At 67.7% G+C, this 23,836-nt stretch carries 22 protein-coding genes and 1 tRNA gene; 8 read left to right on the forward strand and 15 right to left on the reverse strand.

Annotation, left to right across the window (positions count from 1 at the left end):
* Positions 1-51 precede the first annotated feature (51 nt).
* Both dkgB and N7367_RS14795 read right to left on the reverse strand, forming a co-directional pair.
* Positions 52-861: a 2,5-didehydrogluconate reductase DkgB gene (gene dkgB, locus N7367_RS14790; protein WP_128989949.1), complete on the reverse strand. Its 810-nt coding sequence runs from the start codon at positions 859-861 to the stop codon at positions 52-54.
* A 128-nt stretch (positions 862-989) separates the two neighbouring features.
* On the reverse strand, positions 990-2,204 hold the full coding sequence (locus tag N7367_RS14795; RefSeq protein ID WP_053518114.1) for an MFS transporter: 1,215 nt from the start codon (positions 2,202-2,204) through the stop codon (positions 990-992).
* 104 nt (positions 2,205-2,308) lie between these two features.
* Between N7367_RS14795 and N7367_RS14800 the strand changes: the two genes are divergently transcribed.
* Entirely contained in the window at positions 2,309-3,211 is a 903-nt protein-coding gene (locus N7367_RS14800) for a LysR family transcriptional regulator (RefSeq protein WP_053518115.1), read from the forward strand.
* Between the two features lie 92 nt (positions 3,212-3,303).
* On the opposite strand, the gene N7367_RS14805 is transcribed toward N7367_RS14800, so the two are convergent.
* Positions 3,304-5,424 carry a methyl-accepting chemotaxis protein gene (locus tag N7367_RS14805; protein WP_279942680.1) on the reverse strand — a complete coding sequence of 707 codons (2,121 nt, stop codon included), beginning with the start codon at positions 5,422-5,424 and terminating at the stop codon, positions 3,304-3,306.
* 184 nt (positions 5,425-5,608) lie between these two features.
* Here N7367_RS14805 and N7367_RS14810 point away from each other — a divergent pair, with 184 nt between their 5' ends.
* Together N7367_RS14810 and N7367_RS14815 are read left to right on the forward strand one after the other, a co-directional pair.
* Complete coding sequence (locus tag N7367_RS14810; protein ID WP_065181437.1) at positions 5,609-6,064, forward strand: Rrf2 family transcriptional regulator; 456 nt, start codon at positions 5,609-5,611, stop codon at positions 6,062-6,064.
* The gene (locus N7367_RS14815) at positions 6,054-6,956 is read left to right on the forward strand and encodes an NAD(P)/FAD-dependent oxidoreductase (RefSeq protein WP_065174286.1); all 903 of its coding nucleotides are present in this window, start codon (positions 6,054-6,056) and stop codon (positions 6,954-6,956) included. The genes N7367_RS14810 and N7367_RS14815 overlap by 11 nt, the downstream gene beginning before the upstream one ends.
* 48 nt (positions 6,957-7,004) lie before the next feature.
* Here the strand turns inward: N7367_RS14815 and N7367_RS14820 are convergent, their stop codons facing one another.
* The 4 genes from N7367_RS14820 to N7367_RS14835 form a co-directional block, all read right to left on the reverse strand.
* Positions 7,005-8,225 (reverse strand): RtcB family protein, encoded by a 1,221-nt coding sequence (locus tag N7367_RS14820; protein ID WP_279942681.1) that lies wholly within the window; start codon positions 8,223-8,225, stop codon positions 7,005-7,007.
* A gap of 56 nt (positions 8,226-8,281) precedes the next feature.
* Positions 8,282-9,406 carry a slipin family protein gene (locus N7367_RS14825; protein WP_279942682.1) on the reverse strand — a complete coding sequence of 375 codons (1,125 nt, stop codon included), beginning with the start codon at positions 9,404-9,406 and terminating at the stop codon, positions 8,282-8,284.
* 356 nt (positions 9,407-9,762) lie between these two features.
* Positions 9,763-9,836, reverse strand: a tRNA-Gln gene (locus tag N7367_RS14830).
* Positions 9,837-10,473: 637 nt separating this feature from the next.
* Entirely contained in the window at positions 10,474-11,430 is a 957-nt protein-coding gene (locus tag N7367_RS14835; RefSeq protein WP_279942683.1) for an aldo/keto reductase, read from the reverse strand.
* 170 nt (positions 11,431-11,600) lie between these two features.
* Between N7367_RS14835 and N7367_RS14840 the strand changes: the two genes are divergently transcribed.
* The 3 genes from N7367_RS14840 to N7367_RS14850 all read left to right on the forward strand — a co-directional run bounded on the left by N7367_RS14840 (position 11,601) and on the right by N7367_RS14850 (position 13,412).
* Positions 11,601-12,458, forward strand: a complete 858-nt coding sequence (locus N7367_RS14840) for a methyltransferase (RefSeq protein ID WP_279942684.1) — start codon at positions 11,601-11,603, stop codon at positions 12,456-12,458.
* An 85-nt stretch (positions 12,459-12,543) separates the two neighbouring features.
* Positions 12,544-12,804, forward strand: a complete 261-nt coding sequence (locus N7367_RS14845; protein ID WP_053518127.1) for a hypothetical protein — start codon at positions 12,544-12,546, stop codon at positions 12,802-12,804.
* Positions 12,805-12,872: 68 nt separating this feature from the next.
* Positions 12,873-13,412, forward strand: coding sequence for a pseudouridine synthase (locus N7367_RS14850; RefSeq protein WP_279942692.1), 540 nt, complete (start codon positions 12,873-12,875; stop codon positions 13,410-13,412).
* Positions 13,413-13,471: 59 nt separating this feature from the next.
* Here the strand turns inward: N7367_RS14850 and N7367_RS14855 are convergent, their stop codons facing one another.
* Together N7367_RS14855 and hrpB are read right to left on the reverse strand one after the other, a co-directional pair.
* On the reverse strand, positions 13,472-13,861 hold the full coding sequence (locus tag N7367_RS14855; protein ID WP_053519564.1) for a hypothetical protein: 390 nt from the start codon (positions 13,859-13,861) through the stop codon (positions 13,472-13,474).
* Between the two features lie 118 nt (positions 13,862-13,979).
* Positions 13,980-16,484 (reverse strand): ATP-dependent helicase HrpB, encoded by a 2,505-nt coding sequence (hrpB, locus tag N7367_RS14860; protein WP_279942685.1) that lies wholly within the window; start codon positions 16,482-16,484, stop codon positions 13,980-13,982.
* 67 nt (positions 16,485-16,551) lie between these two features.
* On the opposite strand from hrpB, the gene N7367_RS14865 reads away from it, so the two are divergent.
* Positions 16,552-17,364 carry a TatD family hydrolase gene (locus N7367_RS14865; RefSeq protein ID WP_065174512.1) on the forward strand — a complete coding sequence of 271 codons (813 nt, stop codon included), beginning with the start codon at positions 16,552-16,554 and terminating at the stop codon, positions 17,362-17,364.
* Here N7367_RS14865 and N7367_RS14870 read toward each other — a convergent pair.
* From N7367_RS14870 to N7367_RS14885, 4 genes are all read right to left on the reverse strand, one after another.
* Entirely contained in the window at positions 17,355-18,287 is a 933-nt protein-coding gene (locus tag N7367_RS14870) for an epimerase (RefSeq protein WP_279942686.1), read from the reverse strand. The genes N7367_RS14865 and N7367_RS14870 overlap by 10 nt on opposite strands.
* Positions 18,284-19,222 (reverse strand): 2-dehydropantoate 2-reductase, encoded by a 939-nt coding sequence (gene panE, locus N7367_RS14875; protein ID WP_053519584.1) that lies wholly within the window; start codon positions 19,220-19,222, stop codon positions 18,284-18,286. The genes N7367_RS14870 and panE overlap by 4 nt, the downstream gene beginning before the upstream one ends.
* Before the next feature lie 71 nt (positions 19,223-19,293).
* The gene (locus N7367_RS14880; protein WP_053519566.1) at positions 19,294-20,085 is read right to left on the reverse strand and encodes an ABC transporter permease; all 792 of its coding nucleotides are present in this window, start codon (positions 20,083-20,085) and stop codon (positions 19,294-19,296) included.
* On the reverse strand, positions 20,082-21,050 hold the full coding sequence (locus N7367_RS14885) for an ABC transporter ATP-binding protein (protein ID WP_164150561.1): 969 nt from the start codon (positions 21,048-21,050) through the stop codon (positions 20,082-20,084). Before N7367_RS14885 ends, N7367_RS14880 begins: the two co-directional genes overlap by 4 nt.
* An 84-nt stretch (positions 21,051-21,134) precedes the next feature.
* Between N7367_RS14885 and N7367_RS14890 the strand changes: the two genes are divergently transcribed.
* A complete protein-coding gene (locus N7367_RS14890; RefSeq protein WP_279942687.1) occupies positions 21,135-21,884 on the forward strand; it encodes a ferredoxin--NADP reductase in 750 nt (249 codons plus the stop codon).
* A gap of 50 nt (positions 21,885-21,934) precedes the next feature.
* Here N7367_RS14890 and N7367_RS14895 read toward each other — a convergent pair whose 3' ends face one another.
* Positions 21,935-23,104, reverse strand: a complete 1,170-nt coding sequence (locus N7367_RS14895) for a lytic polysaccharide monooxygenase (RefSeq protein WP_128989923.1) — start codon at positions 23,102-23,104, stop codon at positions 21,935-21,937.
* A 213-nt stretch (positions 23,105-23,317) separates the two neighbouring features.
* A complete protein-coding gene (locus N7367_RS14900) occupies positions 23,318-23,818 on the reverse strand; it encodes a DUF1203 domain-containing protein (protein ID WP_279942688.1) in 501 nt (166 codons plus the stop codon).
* Positions 23,819-23,836: the final 18 nt, after the last annotated feature.

Here is a 23,836-nt window from a genome sequence, read left to right on the forward strand (position 1 = left end):
GGCCCCCATCGCAACGTCTGGTAGCGCCGGGCCGTGCCCGGCGGCTTCGGCTCAGTCCCAGGCCGGCGCGATGCCTTCCGGATTGGCCAGCCGATGCCCGCGGTCGAGCCTGGCAATCTGTGCCATGTCCTCCTCGGTCAAACGGATGGCCGCCGCTTCCAGATTGGAGGCCAGGTTCTCGCGCCGGGTCGAGGACGGAATCACCGCAAAGCCCTGCTGCAGTGCCCATGCCAGTGCGATCTGTGCCGGCGTGGCCTGGTGGCGGCCGGCGATGGCCTGGATCACCGGGTCCTTGATGACTTCGCCATAGGCCAGGCTCATGTAGGCGGTGACAGGGATGCCGTTTTCCTGCAGGAACTTCACCAGCAGGCGATTCTGCAGGTAGGGATGGATCTCGACCTGATTGGTGGCGATGGCGTCGGCGCCGAGGATGCCGATTGCCTTGCGCGTCTGCGCGATGGTGAAGTTGGAGATGCCGATCTCCCTGGTGAGGCCCTGCGCCCTGGCTTCGGCCAGCGCTGGCAGGTACTCCTCCATCGGCACGTCGACCTTGTCGTTCGGTGAGGGCCAGTGGATCAGCGCCAGGTCGACATGGTCGGTGCGCAGCTTCTTCAGGCTGTCGTGCAGGCTGGCCAGCAGCGCATCGCGCTTGAACTCGGTGATCCAGACCTTGGTGGTCAGGTAGATCTCGTCACGCGGCACGCCGGATTCGGCGATGGCCTGGCCGACCTCGGCCTCGTTGTCGTAGATCTGCGCGGTATCGATGGCGCGGTAACCGACGTCCAGTGCGTTGCGTACCGAGTCGATCACAGTCTGGCCTTTCAGGCGGAAGGTGCCGAGACCGAAAGCGGGGACAGTCATGGGGGAACTCCAGCTAATGGGGGGAAGGGCGCGGTAGATCCGCACAAGGGTAGGGCAGGGCCTGCATGCATGCCGGCAACGGTGCATTGCGCAGGCGTGGAGATGCGTCGGTAGTGAGCGGCGTCGTATCAGTGTGCGGTGATCGCGGTGCCCTCGGCGCGGTCGTCGATGCCGTCGCGACGGTCCAGGCGGCCGCTGAGCACGGTCAATGCATAGGCACCCACCACCACCAGCGCGCCCAGCCACGGCGTATGCATCAGGCCGACGTTCTCCACCACCAGGCCGCCCAGCGATGCGCCCAGGGCGATGCCGATGTTGAATGCAGCGATGTTCAGTCCGGATGCCACGTCGGTGGCCTGCGGCGCATAGCGCTGCGCCTGCTTGACCACATAGACCTGCAGTCCGGGCACGTTGCCGAAGGCCACCGCACCCAGGGCCAGCACCGTCAGCAACATCAACACCGTGTTGTAGGCGGTGAAGGTGAGCGCCAACAGGACCATGGCCAGCAGGGCGAAGATGCGCCTGAGCGCCGGAACCGGACCCATGCGGTCGGCCATGCGGCCGCCCCACAGATTGCCGATCGCCACCGACACGCCATACACCAGCAGCACCAGGCTGACCGCGTTGGCCGAGAAGCCGGTGACGTCCTGCAGGATGGGCGCCAGGTAGGTGAAGGCCAGGAACGTGCCGCCGTAGCCCAGTGCCGTCATCGCGTAGACCAGCAGCAGGCGCGGCTGGGCCAGCACGGCCAGCTGCTGGCGGAAGCGGGCGGGCGCGCTCTGCGGCACAGTGCGCGGCACGAACAGCGCCGCTCCGACCAGGGCGATCACACCCAGGCCGGCCACGGCCAGGAAGGTCGCGCGCCAGCCCAGGTGCTGGCCGATGAAGGTGCCCAGCGGCACGCCGGTCACCAGTGCGACGGTCAGCCCGGTGAACATGATCGCGATCGCGCTGGCGGCCTTTTCTTTCGGCACCACCGCCGTGGCGATGATCGAGCCGATCGAGAAGAACACGCCATGGGCGAGGCCGGTCAGGATGCGGGCGACAATCAGCGAGGCGTAGCCCGGTGCCATCCAGGCGATGACGTTGCCCAGCGTGAACAGCGCCATCAGTGCCACCAGCAGGGTCTTGCGCGGCACGCGGCCGGTCAGCGCAGTCAGCACCGGCGCGCCGATGGCTACGCCCAGGGCGTACAGCGAGACCAGCAGGCCGGCCGAAGGCAGGCTGACCTGCAGGTCGGCGGCGATGGTCGGAATCAGGCCGACGATGACGAATTCGGTGGTGCCGATGGCGAAGGCGCCCAGGGTCAGCGCCAGCAGGGCGAGAGGAATGCCGCGGATCATGGCGGGCTCCGGAGGAAGGAAGGCGCGCAGTGTGCGCGGCCCACCTTTGCCGAAAAACCGGTCTTCACGCCAATCACTCTTGCCTGGTGGTCAATAATGGCGCCATGAAGACCACCCTCGATGAAATGCAGGCCTTCCTGGCCGTGATCGACAGCGGTTCGATCAGTGCCGCCGCCGAACAGCTGGGTCAGACCCCGTCCGGCGTGAGCCGGGCGCTGGGGCGGCTGGAGGACAAGCTGGGCACCACCCTGCTGACCCGTACCACGCGGCGGCTGCACCTGACCGCCGAAGGCGAGGCCTACCTGCGCCATGCACGGGCGATCATCGACGCGGTGGAGTCGGCCGAAGAGCAGATGGCGGCGCGCCGCGAGCGCCCGGCTGGACGCCTGCGGGTGGATGCGGCCATGCCGTTCGTGCTGCACGTGATCGTTCCCCTGGTGGCGGGCTACCGCGCGCGTTACCCGGAGGTGCAGCTGGAGTTGAACAGTTCCGAACGCTACATCGACCTGCTGGAACGACGCACCGACGTGGCCATCCGCATCGGCCCACTGGCCGACTCAACGCTGCACGCGCGCTCGCTGGGCCGCTGCCGGCTGCAGCTGCTGGCCAGCCCGGGCTACCTGGCCGAGCACGGTGAACCGGCCAGCGTGGCGGCGCTGGGTCAGCACACGCTGCTGGGATTCAATGAACCCGAATCGCTGAACCGCTGGCCCGTGCCGGGCGACGCCGACGGCCAGCTGCTGGTACGGCCGGACATCGCCGTATCCAGCGGCGAGACCCTGCGCCGGTTGGCGGTGGAAGGGGTGGGCATCACCTGCCTGTCGGACTTCGTCACCGAACGCGACCGTGCTGCCGGCACGCTGGTGCCGGTACTGGCTGCACAGACGCTGGATGTCTACCAACCGATCCACGCCGTGTACTACCGCAACACGGCGGTCTCGGCGCGGATCAGCTCGTTCCTGGACCATCTCGGTGACGCGATGGTGCAGTCGGATTACCTGCGCTGAGGCATGCCGCGCTCGCCGGGCATGGCCCGGCGTTACCTGCGCGTTCGGCAGAGCCGGACCCATGCTCGGCTGCACAGGGTCCATGCAGTCCTTCAGGCCGCGCGCGCCAGCGCATCGCCGCTCGCCGCGGGGGGCGACAGATCGAACACATCCACCGCGTCCATCAACCGGTCCGCCTGCTGCTCCAGGCTGCGCGCGGCGGCGCTGGCCTCTTCCACCAGCGCGGCATTCTGCTGGGTCGCGCCGTCCATCTGCACCACGGTCTGGTTGACCTGTTCGATGCCTGCACTCTGTTCCTGCGACGCGGCGGAGATCTCGGCCATGATGTCGGTCACGCGCTGCACCGAGGCGACGATCTCGGCCATGGTCATGCCCGCCTGGCGCACGCGTTGTGCGCCATCGGCTACCTGGTCCACCGAGGTATCGATCAGCGTCTTGATCTCCTTGGCCGCATTGGCTGAACGCTGCGCCAGCGTACGCACCTCACTGGCCACCACGGCGAAGCCCCGGCCCTGCTCACCGGCACGCGCAGCCTCCACCGCTGCGTTCAATGCCAGGATGTTGGTCTGGAAGGCGATGCCATCGATCACGCTGATGATGTCGGCGATCTGCCGCGAAGAGGCCTCGATCGCCCCCATCGTCGCCACCACCTGCGTGACCACCTCGCCGCCCTGCGAGGCAACCTCGTGCGCGCCGATCGCAAGCTGGTTGGCCTGGCGTGCGTGCTCGGCGTTCTGGCGCACGGTGGAGGTCAGTTCCTCCATCGATGCTGCCGTCTCCTCCAGGTTGGCAGCCTGCTGCTCGGTGCGGCGCGACAGGTCGTTGTTGCCGGCGGCGATCTCGGCGGCCGCGGCATGGATGCTGCCCGAAGTGTGCTTGATGTCGGTGACGATGGTGGCCAGCTGCGCCGCAGTCGTGTTGGCATCGCCAGCGATGCGGGCGAACACGCCCTGGAAGCTGCCGTGCATGCGCGCGCCAAGCCGGCCATCGGCAATCGCGCGCAGCATCGTTGAGACCTCGCCGAGATTCTGCTCGGTGGTCTGCATGAGCTGGTTCAGGCCCTCCACCATCGCGCGGAAGTCATGCTCGAAGCGCGCGCTGTCACCGCGCTGGCTGAAATCGCCGGCCGCAGCGGCGGCGGCAAGGCGGCGGATCTCGCCGTTGATGGTGCCAAGGTTGGCCTTGGCAGTATCCAGCGCTTCGGTGATGACGGCCTTCTCGCCTGGCAGGCGCTCCATGTCCTCGCTGAGATCGCCCACCGCATAGCGGCCCATGATCGTGATCGCGCGCATCTTCACCCGGATGTGCGCGTCGACCAGCGCGTTGCTGTCGGCCACCATGGTTCCGAATGCGCCAGGGAAGGCGCTGGCATCCATGCGATAGCTGATCGAGCCGGCGTCATGCGCCTTCGCCATTGCCGCCTGCGCCTCGAGCACGCCGCCCACCGTGGCCTGCACGGCCTGCATGGCCTGCGCCAGCCGGCCCACTTCATCGCGGCTGCGAACCTGCACGACGTGCTGCAGGTCGCCAGCGGCCACGGCGCGCGCAGCCGCCTCCACCGCCAGCACCGGTTGCACCACCGCGCGGCGCAGCCACCAGGCCAGGCCCATCAGCAGCAGCGCAGCGGCGACCACGGTCAGCACCGCGCACAGCAGCAGCATCTGCCTTGCCTGCTGCGCGCGCGTGGCCACCGCGGCCTCGGCCACCCGGGTGGCCTGCGTGCTCAGCGCGTCCAGCGATGCGGCCACCGCGCGGTCCTTGCCCCGCACCAGGGTATCGCCGGCAGTGGCATCGTAGCCGGCAGCAGCAAACGCCTGCAGTGCAGCGTGATAGTCCTTCTGCAGCTGCGCATGCAGGCCAGCGAAGGCGAGGGCGAGCTCGCGCGTACGGGTATCGGGGCTGCCGGCCAGCCCGCGTGCCAGTCCATCGACGATTCTGCCTTCGCTGTCGAATGCATCCAGATGACGCTGGCGCAGGACCGGATCGTGGCCCCGCAGCAGCACGTTCTTCCATTCCTGCACCTGGCCACGGAACTCGCGCTGCAGGCGTTCGGCATCGCGGCCATGGGCGACTTCGGCAGGCACCTCGGCAGACAGCTTCAGCCAGGCCGACGCCAGGCCGGCCAAGGCACACAGCAGGATGACGGCGAGGCCAAGGGATACGGCGCCGAGCAGCTTCGTCTGCAGTCGCGGCGCATGGGGAGAGGCATTCATGGGGCGAGATCTCGGAAGGGGGGCGATGCGGTATCGACCTGATCTCGCGTGCTCTGAAGTGCGATAAGGATCACATTATCGTTTCGTTCAACGAGGTGAAGGAAATGTTTCATAGGACAGATGTGTCCATATGGAACGAAACAGGACGCTCGACAGGGGATATAAATGTAACTATTGTTGTTACATGAAATCCTCGAACCCGCTTTCCGACGCGCTGCACGTGATGGCCCATCTCGTGGGCCAGCAGGGGCCGCGCACCTCCGAACAGCTGGCCATGTGCCTGCCGACCCATCCGGTGGTGATCCGCCGGCTGCTGGCGCAGATGCACAAGGCCGGGCTGGTGCGCAGCACACGCGGGCACGGCGGTGGCAGCCAGCTGGCGCGCGATGCGACCCGCATCACGCTGCACGACATCTACCTGGCGGTCGGCGCACCGCCGCTGGTGCAGATCGGCACACGCGGCGCAGGTCGTGGCTGCCCGATCCAGCAACTGGTCGATTCGGCGCTGCTCGATGGTGCCCGTGAAGCGCAGCGATTGCTGGAACACCGCCTGCAGTCCACCACGCTCGACCAGCTCGGCGCGGAGTTCGCGCGCCACCTCGCCCATCACCGCACCCTGGAAGGACACCATGAATCCTGAAGTGATCATCGTCGGCGGCAGTTACGCCGGCATCGCCGCGGGCCTGATCCTGGCCCGCGCACGCCGCGCGGTCACCGTCATCGACGCCGGCCTGCCCCGCAACCGTGCGGCCAGCCATTCGCATGGCGTCCTCGGCCTGGACGGCATCAGTGGTGCCGAGCTGTTGAAGACGGCGCGCCAGCAGCTGCTGGACTATCCCAGCGTGCGCTGGATCCATGCCGAGGCCGCGCACGCCACCGCCAGCCCCGACGGTGTCGAGGTCCGCACCGCGGATGGCCAGGTGCTGGCCGCACGCAAGCTGCTGCTGGCCAGTGGCATCAGTGACCAGCTGCCGGACCTGCCCGGCCTGGCCGAGCGCTGGGGCAGCACCGTGCTGCATTGTCCCTACTGCCATGGCTACGAAGTCGGCGGCGGAGCGATCGGCGTGCTCGGCGGCCATCCGATGTCGGCCGGCAAGGCACCGCTGTTCGCCGACTGGGGCAATGTCACCTTCTTCAGCCAGGCGGGGGAGATCAGTGAGGAGGAACGCGTGGCCATGCAGCAGCGTGGCGTGCAGATCGAGATCTCGCCGGTGATTGCCGTGCAGGGCGACCAGCCGACCTGGCTGGAAGTGGAACTGGCCGATGGCCGCCGCATCGCCCAGCGCGCGCTGTTCGTTCCGGCTACCCAGGCGATGGCCACGCCGCTGGTGCAGCAGCTGGGCTGCGCGCTGGTCGAAAGCCCGCTCGGCGTGCTGATCGAAGTGGACGCGATGAAGCAGACCTCGGTGCCGAACGTGTACGCTGCAGGCGACGCGACCACGGTCGGCAATATCACCCTGGCCGCCGCCGAAGGGGTGCGTGCCGGGATCGGCGTACATCACGCGCTGGTCAGCGAAGACAGCATCGGGTGATGGAAAGGGCCGGATTCCGCTCTCTTGAACGGCATCCGGCCCGCCGCATCATCCTTTGACGCACAGCACCTGGCGCAGTGTGTGGACCACGTCCACCAGGTCGAGCTGGGCGGCCATCACATCGTCGATCGACTTGTACGCCGCCGGCGATTCATCCAGCACGCCGCTGTCCTTGCGGCATTCCACATGCGCGGTCGCCTCGCGGTGCTGGGCCAGGGTGATCCGCTCGCGTGCCGTGCCGCGGCTCATCACCCGGCCTGCGCCGTGGCTGCAGCTGTGGAAACTGTCTGCATTGCCCTTGCCACGCACGATGTAGCTGCGCGTGCCCATGCTGCCGGGGATGATGCCCAGCTCGCCCTGGCGTGCACTGACCGCACCCTTGCGGGTGACCAGCAGTTCCTGCCCGGCGTGCGTTTCCTTCTGCACGTAGTTGTGGTGGCAGTTGACGGCCATCGCCGCCAGCCGGAACGGCGGCAGCCGATGCCGCATCTCGGCCAGCACGCGCGCCATCATCGCCTCGCGATTGTGCCGCGCGTAGTCCTGCGCCCAGGACACCGCTTCCACGTAGTCGTCGAACAGCGGCTCGCCTTCCATGAAGAAGGCCAGGTCCTTGTCAGGCAGATGGAAGCCGAGCACGCGGCGCTCCAGCTCGCGACGCGCCTGCTCGATGAAGTACGTGCCGATCAGGTTGCCGGTGCCACGCGAGCCGCTGTGCAGCATTACCCACACGGCATCCGTTTCATCCAGGCACAGCTCGATGAAGTGGTTGCCACCTCCCAGCGTGCCCAGCTGGCGATCGAGCTTGTCGGTGCGGATCCGGCGATGCCTGTCCTTGATCTTCTCCAGGCCAGCGGCCAGGCCGGACTGCACCAGCCGCGTGTGGATGCTGTCGGGCATGCGCTGATGCTCGCCACTGCGACCGTTGCCGACCGGGATGCTGCGCTCGATGCTGTTGCGCAGCTGCCGCAGGTCATCGGGCAGGTCGTTGGCCTGCAGCGTCGTGCGCACCGCGGCCATGCCGCAGCCGATGTCCACGCCCACCGCCGCCGGAATGATCGCCCCGCGGGTCGGGATCACCGAGCCGACGGTCGCGCCCTTTCCCAGGTGCACGTCCGGCATCACGGCCACCCAGGGCCCGACGAATGGAATGGCGGCGATGTTGCGCAGCTGCTCATGGGCCTGCGCCTCCAGCGGCACGCCGTTCACCCAGCCCTTGATCGGCGTGGTGCCCTCGGCATGCAGCCATTGATAAGTGTGTTGAGTATCCATGTTGCAATCCATCTCCATGATGGGCCGGCGGCGCGTCCCTGCGCCGCCCCAGCCCCCTACTTCATCGTCACCAGCTGCTTCAGCACGCCATCCAGGCCGCCGAACACGGTGAGCTTGTCGATCTTCTCGGTGACCTTCTCCAGCGCTTCCAGCTCCTTCAGCCGCATCAGCACCGGGTTGTCCTCGATCAGCCTGGCGGTATTGAGCTGCGAGCGGGTGGCGTTGGCCTCCTCGCGGCGGCGGATCACGCTGGCCTGTGCCTGCTTCTCAGCCAGCACCACGCCGTTGAGGATCTCCTTCATCTCGCCCGGCAGGATCACGTCCTTGATGCCGACACCCAGCAGCTGCACACCGTGGCCCTCGATCGCGGCGCGCACGTGCGCGGCGATCTCACCGTCCAGCGCCGCCTTCTCGCCCAGCAGCTCATCCAGGCTGCGCGTGGCGATCGCCTGGCGCAGGCCGAACTGCAGCTGCCGGTAGATGAACTCGTCGGCGTTGCTGAGCGTGCGGTGTGCACGCACCGGGTCGACCACCTGCACGGTCGCGGCCAGGTTCACCCGCAGGGTCACCTTGTCGCGGCTGAGCAGCTCCTGGCCGGACACGTCGAGCGAACGCGCGCGCAGTTCGACGCGCTCCACCGACACGTTGCCGTTGAAATTCCAGAACGCGTGCAGTCCGGCATCCAGGGTCTGTCGCAGCGTACCGTCGACGAACAGCAGGCCGACCGATTCGCTCGGCACGGTGCTGATCACCGCCACGCGCGGCAGTACGCCCAGCTGGCCCAGGCGCTGCTGCACGTTGGCCGGCACGCGCGGTTCGTCACCCAGGGCCATCACGCGCACCTCGGTGTCGACCGAACCCCGCCAGTAAAGATGGCGGCTGCCGGGCGGCAGGACGTCATCGATACGGCCATTGCGCAGCAGCAGACCCACCTGTGCAGCGCCGATATCGGCCAGCACGAAGTGTTCGTGCAGCTGTGCTCCCAGCGCGTCGATCAGGCTGTCCTGGTCGCTGCCGTTGTAGGCGCTGCCCTTCGATGCGTTGTGCACGGTCACCTGCGGCGAGCCGCCGAACCGCGACAGGCGGTGCACGCCCGGCAGCAGCACCTGCTGGAAACGACGGTTGCGATACACCAGGCCGCGCTCGCCGTCGCCGATCACGACCTTGATGGTCCAGAACATGGGAGTCTCTCCTTGTATGGCTCTGGTGGTTCGACCCGATGGGAATCCATCGCCGTGACCCGGGCCGATCAGGTCGTGGCGAGGCGGCCTGCACACCCCGTGCAGGCCGCGGAAGAGGGCGGCCATCGGCGGACGGTCCGCGCGCGGAGCCTTCGGTGCGCCGGCAGTACTGCCATGGGCGTCGCCGGCAGGCAGCACCGGGGTGGACCAAGGCGGGCAGTGGCGGCGGACCGGGGCCCGGCGTGCGGTCCGTTGCTTCCACTTCTCCGCCCGAAGGCGATGTCCGTGGATGGCGACGATGGCCGCTGGGACGTGCGTCCCGGGTGTTGCTTCAACTCATGACGTGACAGGTCATGTGGTTTGGAGTGGGAATTGAACCCACGACAGACGGACTCAGGATCCGTTGCTCTGACCAGGCTGAGCTATCCAGTTGGGAACCGCGCGGAATCGAACCGCGTGCCGGCGAACCGGCGCCTGCGACCAGCAGGCGATCCAGGCGAGGGCATGTCCGCGACCTCCGGCATACGCTACGGCAGCGCCGCGCGCACCAGCCCGCCATTGAAACGGGACCGTTGGAAAATCGAGGGTGCAGGCCATCGACATTATCGGCGGGCGATAATGTTGTGAGGCAATGCAGATAATGTCCGGGCACGGCCGCCCGCGCGAAGATAAAGTCCGGCGTGCAGGTAATGGCCGATCAGTGTGCGGCGGAATGCCGCGCAGGGTGCAGTTCTGGCATCGCGGGTCCTTGTGCCGACGCAAACGAAAACGCCCCCGGGACATACGTTCCGAGGGCGTCGTCAAGCCTCGGAGATCGGGGTGGCCGATCTCCGCAGGGCGGGTATCAGGCCGTTGTGGGCAGTGCTTCCTTGCCGGACGCGCGCGCCAGCACATCCATGCGCAGGCATGGCAGCAGTGTGGCGATGGCGGAGAAATGCGCGTTCAAGGGAAACATCCAGGCGGGTGTTGAAACGAGGTGCGCACGATAAACCACGATTTAGTCGTGCGCAACCATTTTGTTGAATTATTTTCTTCTGCCCGATGCCGGCGACCGCCCCCGGCCAATCTCAGCCTTCCGCGCTTGCCGCGTCCAGCTGCGCGACATCCTGCACGCTTAGCGATACATTCGCCGCGGCCAGCAGGTCGTGCAGCTGTTCGACGCTGGTGGCGCTGACGATCGGCGCGGTGATCGACGGCCGTGCGATCTGCCATGCCATTGCGATCTGTGCCGGGCTGGCAGTGTGCTTGCTGGCCACGTCATCCAGCGCTTCCAGGATGCGCAGGCCGCGCGGGTTGAGATAACGCTTCACCACGTTCTCGCCCCGCGCCGGGCTTTTGCCCGAATCGGCTGCCGTGCGGTACTTGCCGCTGAGGAAGCCGCTGGCCAGTGCGTAATAGCCGATCACGCCGATCTGCTCGCGCTGCACCAGCGGTTCCAGCGCGGTCTCGTAGCCGGCGCGGTCGTAGAGGTTGTACTCCGGCTGCAGGGTTTCGTAACGCGGCAGCTTGTAATCGGTGGATACCTTCAGCGCATCGGCCAGGCGGGTGGCGCTGTAGTTGGAGGCACCGATGGCGCGCACCTTGCCGGCTTCGATCAGGCGACCGAACGCGGCCAGCGTGGCTTCCAGCGGTGTCGACTCATCATCCTCGTGGGCCTGGTACAGATCGATCACATCGGTCTGCAGGCGACGCAGCGAGTCTTCCACCGCCGCATTGATGTTGTCCGGGGTCAGCCCCGGGCGCTCGGCCCATTTGCCGACCTTGGTCGCCAGCACCACCTTCTGGCGCTTGCCGCTGCGGGCGAACCACCTGCCGATCAGCGTTTCCGATTCGCCGCCCACATTGCCGGGCACCCAGGCCGAGTACACGTCGGCGGTGTCGACCAGGTTGAAGCCGGCGTCGACGAAGGCATCAAGCAGGGCGAAGCTGGCCTTCTCGTCGGCGCTCCAGCCGAATACGTTGCCTCCGAAGGCGAGCGGACGTACATGCAGGCCGGAACGGCCCAGTTCACGGGTTGCCGTCATGGGCACGGTCTCCTTGGGGGAAGTGCTCCAGAATAGAACGCGTCGTGTTACCGCGCTGCGGCGCTGACCACAAAACAGTGTTCCGCGACGGGCGCGCGGCTAACGATTTGTGAACACCTGGCGCGCGGTGACTGCTAGTCTCGCCGCATCATTCCGCTGGAGTCGCCCCGATGATGCCTGCTTCGTCCCTGCGTGGTTGCCGCCTGTTGCTTGCTTCCGCCCTGCTTGCTGCCGTGCCCGCGTACGCTGCGCCGACCTTGATGGCGCCGGCGCAGATCCAGGTATCGCCCGCCATCGACGCTGCGGTGAAGGCGTCGACCCGCGATCCGGCCAACGTCAAGCGTGATGGCTACCGTCATCCGGCACAGTCGCTGGCCTTCTTCTCGGTGGCACCGGAGAAGACCGTCATCGAAATCACTCCGGGCAACGGTTGGTATTCGGAAATCCTCGCGCCGCTGCTGCATGACAAGGGCCGGTACGTGGCAGCCGTGGTTGACCCGATGGCGGTGGCAGAAGGCCGTGGCCGCGACTACCAGCAGCGCAGCCGCGATGGCCTGGAAAAGAAGTTCGCCGGTGCGCCGGCACAGTTCGGCAAAGCAGTCGTGGTCGCCTACGATCCGGCCAAGCCGGTGTTCGGACCGGCCAACTCGGCCGATGTGGTGCTGACCTTCCGCAACGTGCACAACTGGCGCAAGGCCGGCCAGGCGCAGGGCATGTTCCAGGGCTTCTTCAACGTGCTCAAGCCGGGCGGCGTGCTGGGCGTGGTGGAGCACCGCGCCAAGGCCGATGTGGCCGACGATGATGACACTGGTTATGTCGGCCAGCAGCAGGTGATCGCCTTGGCCGAGGCCGCCGGCTTCAGGTTGGATGCGCGCAGCGAGATCAATGCCAACCCGCGCGACACCAAGGATCATCCCAACGGCGTGTGGACCCTGCCGCCGACCAACCAGCATGACAAGGCCGACGCCGCGAAGTACCAGGCCATCGGCGAAAGCGATCGCATGACCCTGCGCTTCATCAAGCCCTGAGGCGAAGCCTCGCAGCCGCAAGCGGCAATGGACACACGTGTATCCGCCGGGCCTGGCCCGGCGCGACAGTCAAAGGAGTGAGCGGTTGAAGAAGATCCTGTACATCGTGATCGCAGTACTGGTGCTGGTACGCCTGTTCGACTTCGCCTTCCATGGCGGCAATACCTATGACCTGCTGGGCGCGGTGGGGTTCGCGGTGCTGTTGATCGGCATCCTGCAGGATGAACGCGCGCGCCGTGCGAGCCCGCCATTGGCGTCCCAGCGGCGGCGGGCGGCGACCGCATCGGCCTGTGGCATTGCGCTGGTGCTTGTTTCGTTCCTGCTGAAGTGGAAGGTCTTCGGCTGAGGCGCCCGTGATCGCGATGGCAGCGCCGGAATGGGACAATGCCGCATCCACCGCCTGCCGCGCCTGCGATGCTGATTGCCTTCAACAAGCCGTTCAATGTGCTGTGCCAGTTCACCGATTGCAGCGTTCCGCCGCGCCCGACCCTGGCGGGGTTCGGCCTGCCGCCGCGTGTCTATGCGGCCGGCCGGCTGGATCATGACAGCGAAGGCCTGCTGCTGCTGACCGACAACGGTCCCTTGGCGCACAGGTTGACCGACCCGAAGCACAAGGCCGACAAGACCTACTGGGTGCAGGTGGAAGGCACGCCTGGCGAGGACCAGCTGCAGCGCCTGCGCAGCGGCGTGATCCTCAATGACGGGCCGACCCTGCCGGCGAAGGTCGAACGGCTCGATCCCGCGCCGGAGCTGTGGACGCGCGATCCGCCCGTGCGTTTCCGCAAGACCGTTGCCGATACCTGGCTGGCGATCACGATCCGCGAAGGGCGCAACCGCCAGGTACGGCGGATGACCGCCGCCGTGAACCTGCCCACCCTGCGCCTGGTGCGGGTGGCAATGGGTCCTTACCGGCTGGATGATCTGCGCCCCGGGCAGTGGCGGCAGATCGGCTGAAACGAAACGGGCCGGAGATCACCCACAGGCGATCTCCGGCCCGGATGCAGCCGCCTGCCTCAGGCGTCGCTGCCGATATCGCTGTGCTCGTCGACCACGGTGTCGTTGCGGCGGTCGCGGGCACTGATGCGCTGCGCCTGGCCATCGACGACGTGACCATTGGCCGCCTTCTTCTTCTGCTGCTTGCGATACAGGGCATAGCCGAGCAGACCCACACCCACTGCCGCGGCGGCGATGGTCACTGCCGGATTGCGGCGGGCGAACTTGGTGGCAACCTTGCCACCGGTCTTCACTGCGCCCAGTGCCGCTCCCGTCTTGATCCAGTCGCTGGCCTGCGGGCCTAGATGGCGCAGGCTGCCGCCGGCACTCTTCAGGCCGTCGCCCGCGGTGTGGGCCAGGTCCAGGGCGCGCTCCAGGGCGCGGTCGGTAATCACGGTCAGTCTGCTCATGCGGGGGTCCTTTGCCTCGGGTCGAAGTCCAGTGTGGCGCGTTGCCCGTAAACGGTATGTCAGTCGGGCAGTCACACGGCGTGACTCTACGCGCTCCATTCAGGATCAGGCAGGATTGCTATGTTCCCCGTGGTTTGGCCCGGTGGGTGGCGGTGGCCGTCCACGGGTCGTCCGGCCAGGGATGGCGGGGATAGCGGCCCTTCATCTCTTTCTTCACCTCGGCATAGGTGTTTTCCCAGAAGTTGCGCAGGTCCTGGGTGACCTGCAGCGGACGACCGCCGGGTGACAGCAGGTGCAGGGTCAGTGGCACGCGCCCATCGGCGATGCGGGGAGTGTCTGCCAGTCCGAACAACTCCTGCAGCTTCACGGCCAGCACCGGTGGCAGCGGTTCGCCGGACTCGCTGTCCAGTGCATAGGTGATGGGCCGCTCCAGCCCGGAGGGCACAGTGATGCGGCTTGGCGCATGCCGCTCCACGAGCTGCCGCTGTGACCATGCCAGGGGCGACTTCAGCGCTTCTGCGAAGCTGGCTTCGTCCAGCGCATCGAGGCGGCTCTTGCCGGCAAACGCAGGCTGCAGCCACCGCGCGCGGGTGGCGAGCAGCGTGGCATCGCTGCAGTCGGGCAGCTCCAGCTCGGGCATCCAGCGACGCAGCGACTCCACCCGTGCCTGCCATTGGCGCAGGGCCTCGGTCCACGGCAGTGCCTGCAGGCCGAGCTCGGCAACAGCCTCGGTCAAGGCGCCGGCCGCGTGTTCCGGGTCGACCCGGCCCGCCGAGCGACTGTCCAGCACGATGCGATCGAAGCGGGTTTCGCGCAGTGCGACCAGCGCACGCCGTTCGCCGTCCCAGCGCACCGTGTCGGCGGTGACGAAGCGCTGCGGGTAGATCCTGCGCAGATGGTCCTCATCGACCGGCGCGGCGCGCAGCAGAAGCGCATCGCGGGCCTCGAAACGCAGTTCGCTGGCGACCAGCCACGGTTCGCCACGCAGATCGCTCAGTTCATGCAGGCGCGCGCTGCGCCCGTTGGCGAGCAGGTAGCGCAGCGGATCGCCCGGATGCTGGAAGCCGATGCGATCGGGAAAAGCGTGCGCCAGCAGATCGCCCAGCGCGTGCGCTTCGATGCTGGCAGGGGGCGCGGCATCGCAGCGCAGCCGACGCCGCCACTGGCGCGCGGCGGCATCAATGGCAGCCAGTCCACCACGACTGGCATCGGCCGGCGCGCGGCCAGCACGGAACGCGGCCAGCGCGCGCCAGCGTGCCGCCAGTGCATCGCCGCCCTGGCGCAGGGGGTCGCGTGCTTCCAGCAGCGCCGCCAGATCGGCCGCCAGCGCCTGTGCGTGCGGGTCAGGGGCGGCGAGCAGCATCGCGGCCATGCGTGGATGGGTACCCAGCGCCAGCACGCGTCGGCCCAAGGCGGTGATCGCGCCCGACTCCGACAACGCGCCCAGGCGGTGCAGCAGCTCGCGCGCCGCACCCATCGGTCCGCTTGGGGGCGGATCGAGAAAGCGCAGGTCGCTGCTGCCCCACGCCGCCAGCTCCAGCGCCAGTCCTGCCAGTTCGACCTGGTCGATCTCGGCACGCCGCTGAGGCTCCAGCCGCTGCGACTGCGGCCACAGGCGCCAGGCCACGCCCTCGGCCACGCGGCCGGCACGACCGGCACGCTGGTCGGCCGAGGCCTGCGCAATGGCCACCACGTCCAGGCGGGTGAAGCCGCTGTTCGGGTCATAGCGGGGCTCGCGTGCCAGGCCGCTGTCGATCACCACGCGCACGCCGGGCAGGGTCACCGAGGATTCGGCCACGTTGGTGGCCAGCACCACGCGGCGGCGGCCCTCATCTGCGGGTTGCAGCACGCGCGCCTGCTGTTCCACCGGCAGTTCGCCATGCAGTGCCAGGACCTCGGTGTTGCCGCCGATCGATTCCTGCAGACCGGCCTGCACGCGGGCGATCTCCCGCTGGCCAGGCAGGAACACCAGCACGTCGCCCGGGTGCTCGACCAGCGCCTGCTGCACTGCGCGGCGGACCTGCAGTTCCAGCGATTCTTCGCGACGCGCCGGGAAGTGGCTTACGGTCACGGGGTAGCTGCGGCCCTCGCTGCTCAAGCGGGGTGCGTCGAGGAAGCGTGCCAGCCGCTCGCCATCCAGGGTCGCCGACATGACCACCAGCCGCAGGTCGTGGCGCAGCTGTGCCTGTACGTCCAGCGCCAGTGCCAATCCCAGGTCGCCGCTGAGGTGTCGCTCATGGAACTCGTCGAACAGGATCGCGCCCACCTGTTCCAGCAACGGGTCGTCCTGCAGCATGCGGGTCAGGATGCCTTCGGTCACCACCTCGATGCGGGTGCGCGCGGACACCCGGTTCTCGAAGCGGATGCGGTAGCCGACCGTATCACCGACCTCCTCGCCGAGCTGCCTTGCCATGAACATCGCTGCGCTGCGCGCGGCCACCCGGCGCGGCTCCAGCAGGATGATCCTGCGGCCCTGCAGCCACGGTGCATCGAGCAGCGCCAGCGGTACCTGGGTGGTCTTGCCGGCGCCCGGTGGTGCCTCCAGCACGAGCCGTGGCTGTGCGGCCAGATGCTGCTGGATCTGCGGCAGCAGCGGAGAAATGGGGAAGTGCGGGGCGTTCATGCGCAAAGGATAAGGGGCCACGCTGGGCGCGGGTACAATGCGCAGGCATATTTCCTCCGCGATGACCATGCACCTGATCGATATCGGCGCCAATCTGACCCACGACTCCTTCGACCGCGACCGCGACGCCGTGCTGCAGCGTGCCCGCCAGGCCGGGGTGGTGCAGATGGTGGTCACGGGGGCCAGCCGCGAGCACTCTCCGCTGGCGCTGCAGCTGGCCCAGCAGCATCCGGGATTCCTGTATGCGACGGCCGGCGTACACCCGCATCATGCGGTGGAGTACACCGAAGAATGCGATGCAGAGATGCGCGCCCTGCATGCCCACCCGGAAGTGGTGGCGGTCGGCGAGTGCGGACTGGACTACTTCCGTGACTTCTCGCCGCGACCTGCCCAGCACCGTGCGTTCGAGCGCCAGCTGCAGCTGGCGGCGGAGAACGGCAAGCCGCTGTTCCTGCACCAGCGCGACGCGCACGCCGACTTCATGGCGCAGATGAAGAACTTCGAGGGTCGCCTCGGGCCGGCGGTGGTGCACTGCTTCACCGGTGAACGGGAGGAGTTGTTTGATTACCTCGACCAGGACTGGTACATCGGCATCACCGGCTGGCTCTGCGACGAGCGTCGCGGGGCGCACCTGCGCGAGCTGGTGAAGAGCATCCCGGCCGATCGCCTGATGATCGAGACCGATGCGCCGTATCTGCTGCCGCGCACGCTCAAGCCGATGCCGAAGGATCGCCGCAACGAACCGATGTTCCTTTCGCACATCGTCGAGGAGTTGGCCCGTGATCGTGGCGAGGATGTCGTGCTGACCGCAGCCCATGCCACGGCGGCAGCCCGTGCCTTCTTCCGGCTGCCCGACGCCGACACGACACGTCAGCCGTGAATGCCCGGATCCGGTAACGCTCGGCCATGCCCGGCGAGCGAAGCGGCAAGATCCGTCAGCCCTTCCCGATACGTCGGAAACTGCGGCGCCCATCCCAGCGCTTCGCGCGTACCGCGGCTGTCGATGCGCTTGCTGCCTTCGTAGAAGCGTCGCAGGGCCGGGCTCAGCGACGGGTCGTCCCACGCCACTGCCGGTGGCATCGCAAAGCCTCCCAGCTGCGCGGCGAAGGCCAGCACGTCCTGCGGCGGTGCCGGCTCATCGTCGCTGGGCAGGTACAGCGCCTGCAGGGTGGGTCGCCGCATCGCCGCGATGATCACCGCTACCAGGTCCTGTACATGCAGCCGGTTGAACAGCAGGCCCGGCTTCAGCACATGGCGGGCACGCCCCTGCGCGAGCTGCACCAGTGCATTGCGGCCGGGACCATACAGCCCGGGCAGCCGGAACACTGCCGAGGCGATGCCGCGCCGGCTGGCCAGTGCGCGCCATTGCGACTCCGCGCGCAGGCGCTGCAGGCCCGCAGGCCCGGTGGCGTCGGCCACGCTGTCCGCATCGATCCAGCCGCCCTGGCGGTCGCCGTACACCGACGTCGACGACAGATAGCCCACCCACTGCAATGCGGAACTGTCTTCCAGTGCCGTGCGCAGCATGCGCACTGCCGGGTCGCCGTCGGCATCGGGCGGTATGCTGCCCAGCACCGCATCGGCGCGCGCGATGTCATCCAGAAGCGCGGGTGCAGGTGCTGTTCCAGCGCAGAGTCGATGGCAGCGCAGGCCATCCACGGCTGCCGTGGCCGGATCGCGTACGGTGCCGGCGACCTGCACGCCCAGCGCTTCCAGGCGGGCCGCCAGTACGCGCCCGCTCCAGCCCATGCCCAGGATCAGCACCCGTCCGGGCAACGGACCGGCCGGCAGCGTCAGGCTCACGCCCGGCGCTGCGCCTGGTAGGCCTGCAGGCTGCTGTAGGCGACCTGCAGCAGCACGCCCTGCTGGCCGGCGCTGCGTGCACGCGCCAGCATGTCACCGACGATGTGGCCGGCCTCCACCTGCTGCCCGGCCTCCAGGTCACGCAACATCGAGGCCTTCAATGCCGAGCCGGCCTGGGTCAAGGTGCCGCGCGCAGTGTCCTGCGCTGCCGCCGGGACTGCCTCACCGGCCGCCTCCGCCACGGCCAGGCACTCGTCGTACAGGCCCTGCACGATGGCCGTGCCATCATCGGTCGCGACAATCGTGCCGATGTCCGCGCGCAACAGGCAGGTCGCCGCGGCAAGCGCGGTGAGGAAGGTGTACTTGATCCACTGCTCCTGGCCGATGCGTTCGCTGGCCAGGTGATCGAGGTTGGCCTGCGTGCAGGCGGCTGCGAAGGCACGCACGCGCGCCGAGAGCGCGCCACCGTCGCGTTCCCCGAAGGTGAGCTTGGCGGGTTTCCCCAGATGCACCACCGCACCGTCCGGTGCCTTGGTCGCACTGATGAAGCACAGCCCACCCAGCACCGCCTCGCGGCCGAAGCGTGCATCCAGATCGTTGTAGTGATGCAGCCCGTTGAGGATCGGCAGCACGGTGGTGCGAGGGCCCACCGCCGGCGCGATGGCCTCGATCGAGCTGTCCAGGTCGTAGGCCTTGCAGCTGAGGATGACCAGGTCGAAGGGCCTCTCCCGGGCCAGCGCGGGCAGTGCATCGGCAGTCACGTGCTGCACCGGGAATGCGGCATCGCCGACCGGACTGCGGATCACCAGTCCGTCGCGCGCAAGCTGCCCGGCGCGGGCAGGGCGGACCAGGAAGGTCACGTCCACACCGGCCTGGGCCAGGCGGCCGCCGAAGTAACCGCCGGTACCGCCGGCGCCGAGAATCAGGATGCGCATTGCACGTTCACCGTTGTCTGCGGAACCAATGTTGCGGGTGTGCCGGGGATCGCGACCCCGGCGATCGGCGCTCAGCTGCGCATGCCCACGCCGCGGCGCAGCAGCCACAGCGCGACCGCCGTCAGCACCACCACGAAGCCGATCATCAGCGCGTACGCCACCCACAGCGGCACGTCACTGCTGCCCAGCAGGCCGTAGCGGAATGCGTTGACCATGTAGAAGATCGGGTTCGCATGGGTCGCTGCTTCAGCCCAGGCCGGCAGCAGCTTCACCGAATAGAACACGCCGCCCAGATAGGTCAGCGGGGTCAGGATGAAGGTCGGAACGATCGCCACGTCGTCGAACTTCTTCGCGTACACGGCATTGATGAAGCCGGCCAGCGAGAAGATGGTGGCGCCCAGCAGTACCGTGGTCAGTGTCACCAGCGGGTGCGGGATGCGCACGGGGGTGAAGAACATCGCGATGATCAGCACGATCACGCCGACCATCAGGCCGCGCAGTACCGCACCGGCCACGTAACCCCACAGGATCACCCAGTTCGGCATCGGGCTCACCAGCAGCTCTTCCACGTGGCGGCCGAACTTGGCGCCGAAGAAGGACGAGCTGATGTTGCCGTAGCTGTTCTGGATCACGCTCATCATGACCAGCCCGGGCACGATGAACTGCATGTAGCTGTACCCGCCCATCTCGCCCACGCGCGAGCCGATCAGGCCGCCGAAGATGAGGAAGTACAGGGTCATGGTGATCGCCGGCGGCACCAGCGTCTGGCCCCAGATGCGCATGATCCGGGTCACTTCGCGGCGCACGATGGTCAGCAGCGCGACGCGGTTGCGCTGGCCGTCGGTCAGCTCGGTGGTGCTCATGCGGATTTCTCCTGGTTGCCGGTGAGGCGCACGAACAGCTCCTCCAGTCGGTTGCTCTTGGTACGCATCGAGCGCACGCGGATGCCGGCTTCATTCAGCGCGGCGAACACGCGGTTCAGATCCATCGCCCGTGGCATGTCGATGTCCAGCGTGTGCGCGTCGGGCGCGCTGAGGGTTGCGCCCTCGATCGCCGGCAGCTGCACCGGCAGATCGCCATCGATGTCCAGCAGGAAGCCTTCCACGTCCAGCTTGGCCAGCAGCGCACGCATCGGCCCCTGCTCGACGATCCGGCCGTGGTTGATGATCGCCAGATGCCGGCACAGGTACTCGGCCTCCTCCAGGTAGTGGGTGGTGAGGATGATCGTCGTGCCAGCGGCATTGATCTCCTTCAGCACCCGCCACATGTCGCGGCGGATCTCGATGTCCACGCCCGCGGTCGGCTCATCCAGGATCAGCAGGCGGGGACGCGTCATCATCGCGCGGGCGATCATCAGCCGGCGCTTCATGCCGCCGGACAGGGTGCGGCTCATCACCTGCGCCTTCTCCCACAGATGGGCACGCTTGAGTTCCTCTTCCGCGCGCTGCTCCGCTTCCTCGCGCGGTACGCCATAGAAGCCGGCGTAGTTCACAAGAATGTCGAAGGGTTTCTCGAACAGGTTGAAGTTGATCTCCTGCGGCACCAGGCCGATCAGGCGCATGGTCGCGCTGCGGTTGCGCACCAGGTCGCTGCCGAACACCTCCACCTGGCCCTCGCTGAGGTTGACCAGGGAGCTGATGATGCCGATCAGGGTGGACTTGCCAGCCCCGTTGGGGCCCAGCAGGGCGAAGAAGTCGCCCGGGGCGACCTCCAGCGAGACCCCCTTCAGGGCCTGGGTTCCGTTGTCGTAGGTTTTGCGCAGGTCGCGCACGCGCAGGGCGGGCGCCGTATCGTTCAGGGATGCCAAGCTCGAAGCCTTCGCGCCTATGGGCTGGCGCTGGAGAGGGGCGGGGAAGGGCTATTATAGAAGACCCCGAGGGCTTGCCCCGGCTACACACTGTCCCGAAAAGTCGTGCCTGTTCAATTCCCCCTCAAGCTGGTCGGCCGCCGCATGCTGGCCCCGACCGTCGGCCACTACCAGTTCGTGCGCGACGATGGCCAGCCGCTGGATTTCCAGCCCGGCCAGTTCATCCAGGTCCATTTCAGCTACGCCGATGGCACCGAGACCAAGCGCAGCTATTCCCTGGCCACCCTGCATGATCACGCACTGGGGCCCGGCGAAGCCGTGGATATCGCGGTCAGTTTCGTGCCCGGCGGCGCCGCTACAGCGCTGTTCGAGGCGCTGGAAACCGGCGGCCAGATCAGCGCGTCCGGCCCGTACGGGCGGTTCTGCCTGAACCCCGGCGATCACAACGCGCGCTATCTGCTGATCGCCACCGGTACCGGCGTGACCCCCTATCGCTCGATGCTGCCACTGCTGGAAAGGGCCATGACCGAACGCGGCGTGCAGGTCGTCCTGCTGCAGGGTGCACGCAGCCCGGGCGAACTGCTGTACAGCGAAGATTTTTACAGTTTCGCCGAAAAACACGCGAACTTCCGCTATGTTCCGTGCCTGTCGCGGGAGTTGCCGGAACAGGCCCACGCCGACGTCCATCATGGCTACGTGCAGCAGGCCCTGCCTGGTTTCACGCCGGACCCGGCCACCGATATCGCCTACCTGTGCGGCAACCCGGACATGGTCGATGCCTGCGCCGAGCTGCTCAAGGCGGCCGGGCTGGGCAACCCGCAGATCCGCCGCGAGAAGTACGTCAGCAGCAAGTGAGTGCGCTGCGGAGAGGCGGCGCCAGCCGCCTCCCGCAGGCCGCGCCGGTCTCAGTACGGCACCCAGGCATCACGCCAGGCTGCGCCCACGCCCGGCCGGTACGCGTCGGCGTTGACGTTGCACCACGCGCCTTCAGGGAACGGGCGGCAGGCATACAGCCGGCCATCGCTGCCCTTCACCACGGTCTGCCCGGGCACATAGCTGCCGATGCCTGCCGGGTACACGTAGTCGAAGTCGCCGCCCGGCGAAGGCGTGCCCGGATCGGGTACCCGGGTGTCCAGCTGGAAGCGGTTGCCTTCTTTCAGATAGACCCGGTTGCCGGTCGCCGACGCCGTCGGCGTGATCGTGCCGTTGGACAGTACGCCCACCCGAGCGTGCTGGCTGGCGCCATTGACCTTGCGGGCCAGCACCAGCGGCCACTGCGCGGCCGCCGTCTGGCCGCTGCCCAGTGTGGCCTCCACCCGCTCCACATCGTTGCCGCTGGCGTTGAACACGCGCAGCGCCAGGACGGTGCCGACCGGCAGATCGCCACGCGCGGTGAGCGGGCCGGCATCCTGCCACTGCGATGCCGGGGGAGTGCTGCCGCCCTCGAAACGCACATCCATGCAGGTGTAGAACGCTTCGGTCGAATCCGCGCGCTGCCACGTGTTGTAGATCACGTGCTGGCCCGTGCGCTGTGGCAGCGGGCACTGCAGCCTGTACGTGCCATCGGCGGACAGCGGGGTGTTGCCCAGTGTGCAGAACTCCTGCAGGTCCGCCCAGCGCAGAGGACTGCCCGGTGTCCAGCCTTCGCGGGTAACGAAGAATCGCCAGTCACGCGTGGCATGCGGTGCGGTGGCCTTGAACACGAAGGTGAACCTGCCGTTCGCATCGGGTTGGATCGGCGTGGTCTGCCAATCACTGCGGTTCAGATCCAGGCCGCGGAAGGTCGGGTTGTTGCCGCTGCACAGCGTGCCGTCGGGTACGACGGCCTGATGGTTGCCATTGGCGTTGGCCTGGTTGATGCCGTTCCAGTCGTAGAACGCCTGCGAGCCGGCGAGTGCTTTCGCGGCGGCGCAGGCCGGGTTGGTTGGATTCTCCGGATTGCCCTGGAAACAGGCGTAGACGCGACTGGCCGGCGTGGTCATGGTGCCGTGCGCGAATGCGCTGCTGGCCAGGCAGATAAGGCCGGCGGCTGCGAATGAGCTGGCCAGCACAACACGCGTGGATCGGAATGACATGGCGCATCCTTGTGGTCGTCGATGGGAACGGTGACCGCAGGCGTTGCGCTGCGCAGCGGACGGTCGGCGGCACCTCGGCGAGTATCGAGGTGCGCTGCATCGCGCGGTACCTTGGAAGTGCCGTTCCGTGACTGCCTGCGTGAAGCCTTTCCCACAGGCTTCACGCAGGCAGTCACGGATGCGCAGAAGGTCACGCGTCGTGCGTGGTGCCGATCACGCGACGCCGTGTGTCAGCGCGTCCTGATCCACCCGGTCCGCCTGGCACGAAAAACACCCGTGGCCTGCGTTGTGCAACTGCACGAAGGCCACCGCGGGATCGGCGAACAGCACATCGAGCTGCACCCCGACCTCGTTGCCGGGGCAGACCTGCCCGCTGATCATCAGTGCATCCGCGTCGTAGGCGCGCAGTGAGATCAGCCGTCGCTCGACGTAGGGCGGAACGACCCCGGCGGGCAGGACGCAGCGCGTAGCGCCGCGCTGCACGAAGATCGGACCGGACGCGCGATAGGGTGAGTGCGTGGCCAGGTGGGTATGGGGCAGCAGAAGCAGTTCGGCGCCACTTGGGGGATCGGCCAGGCTGACCCGGCACGGATGGCCGCCGCGATCCCCGGCCCAGCGTCGCAGGATGCCCTGCGCAGCCAGCGCGCGGTCGCTCTGTTCGAACAGGTGCTGGAAGGGGCGGTGATCGAGGCCGCTGAGGTACCACGCGTTCATGGGAATCTCCTGGGTTCT

This window comes from Stenotrophomonas sp. GD04145 (assembly GCF_029835135.1).
Lineage (GTDB): Bacteria > Pseudomonadota > Gammaproteobacteria > Xanthomonadales > Xanthomonadaceae > Stenotrophomonas > Stenotrophomonas maltophilia_P.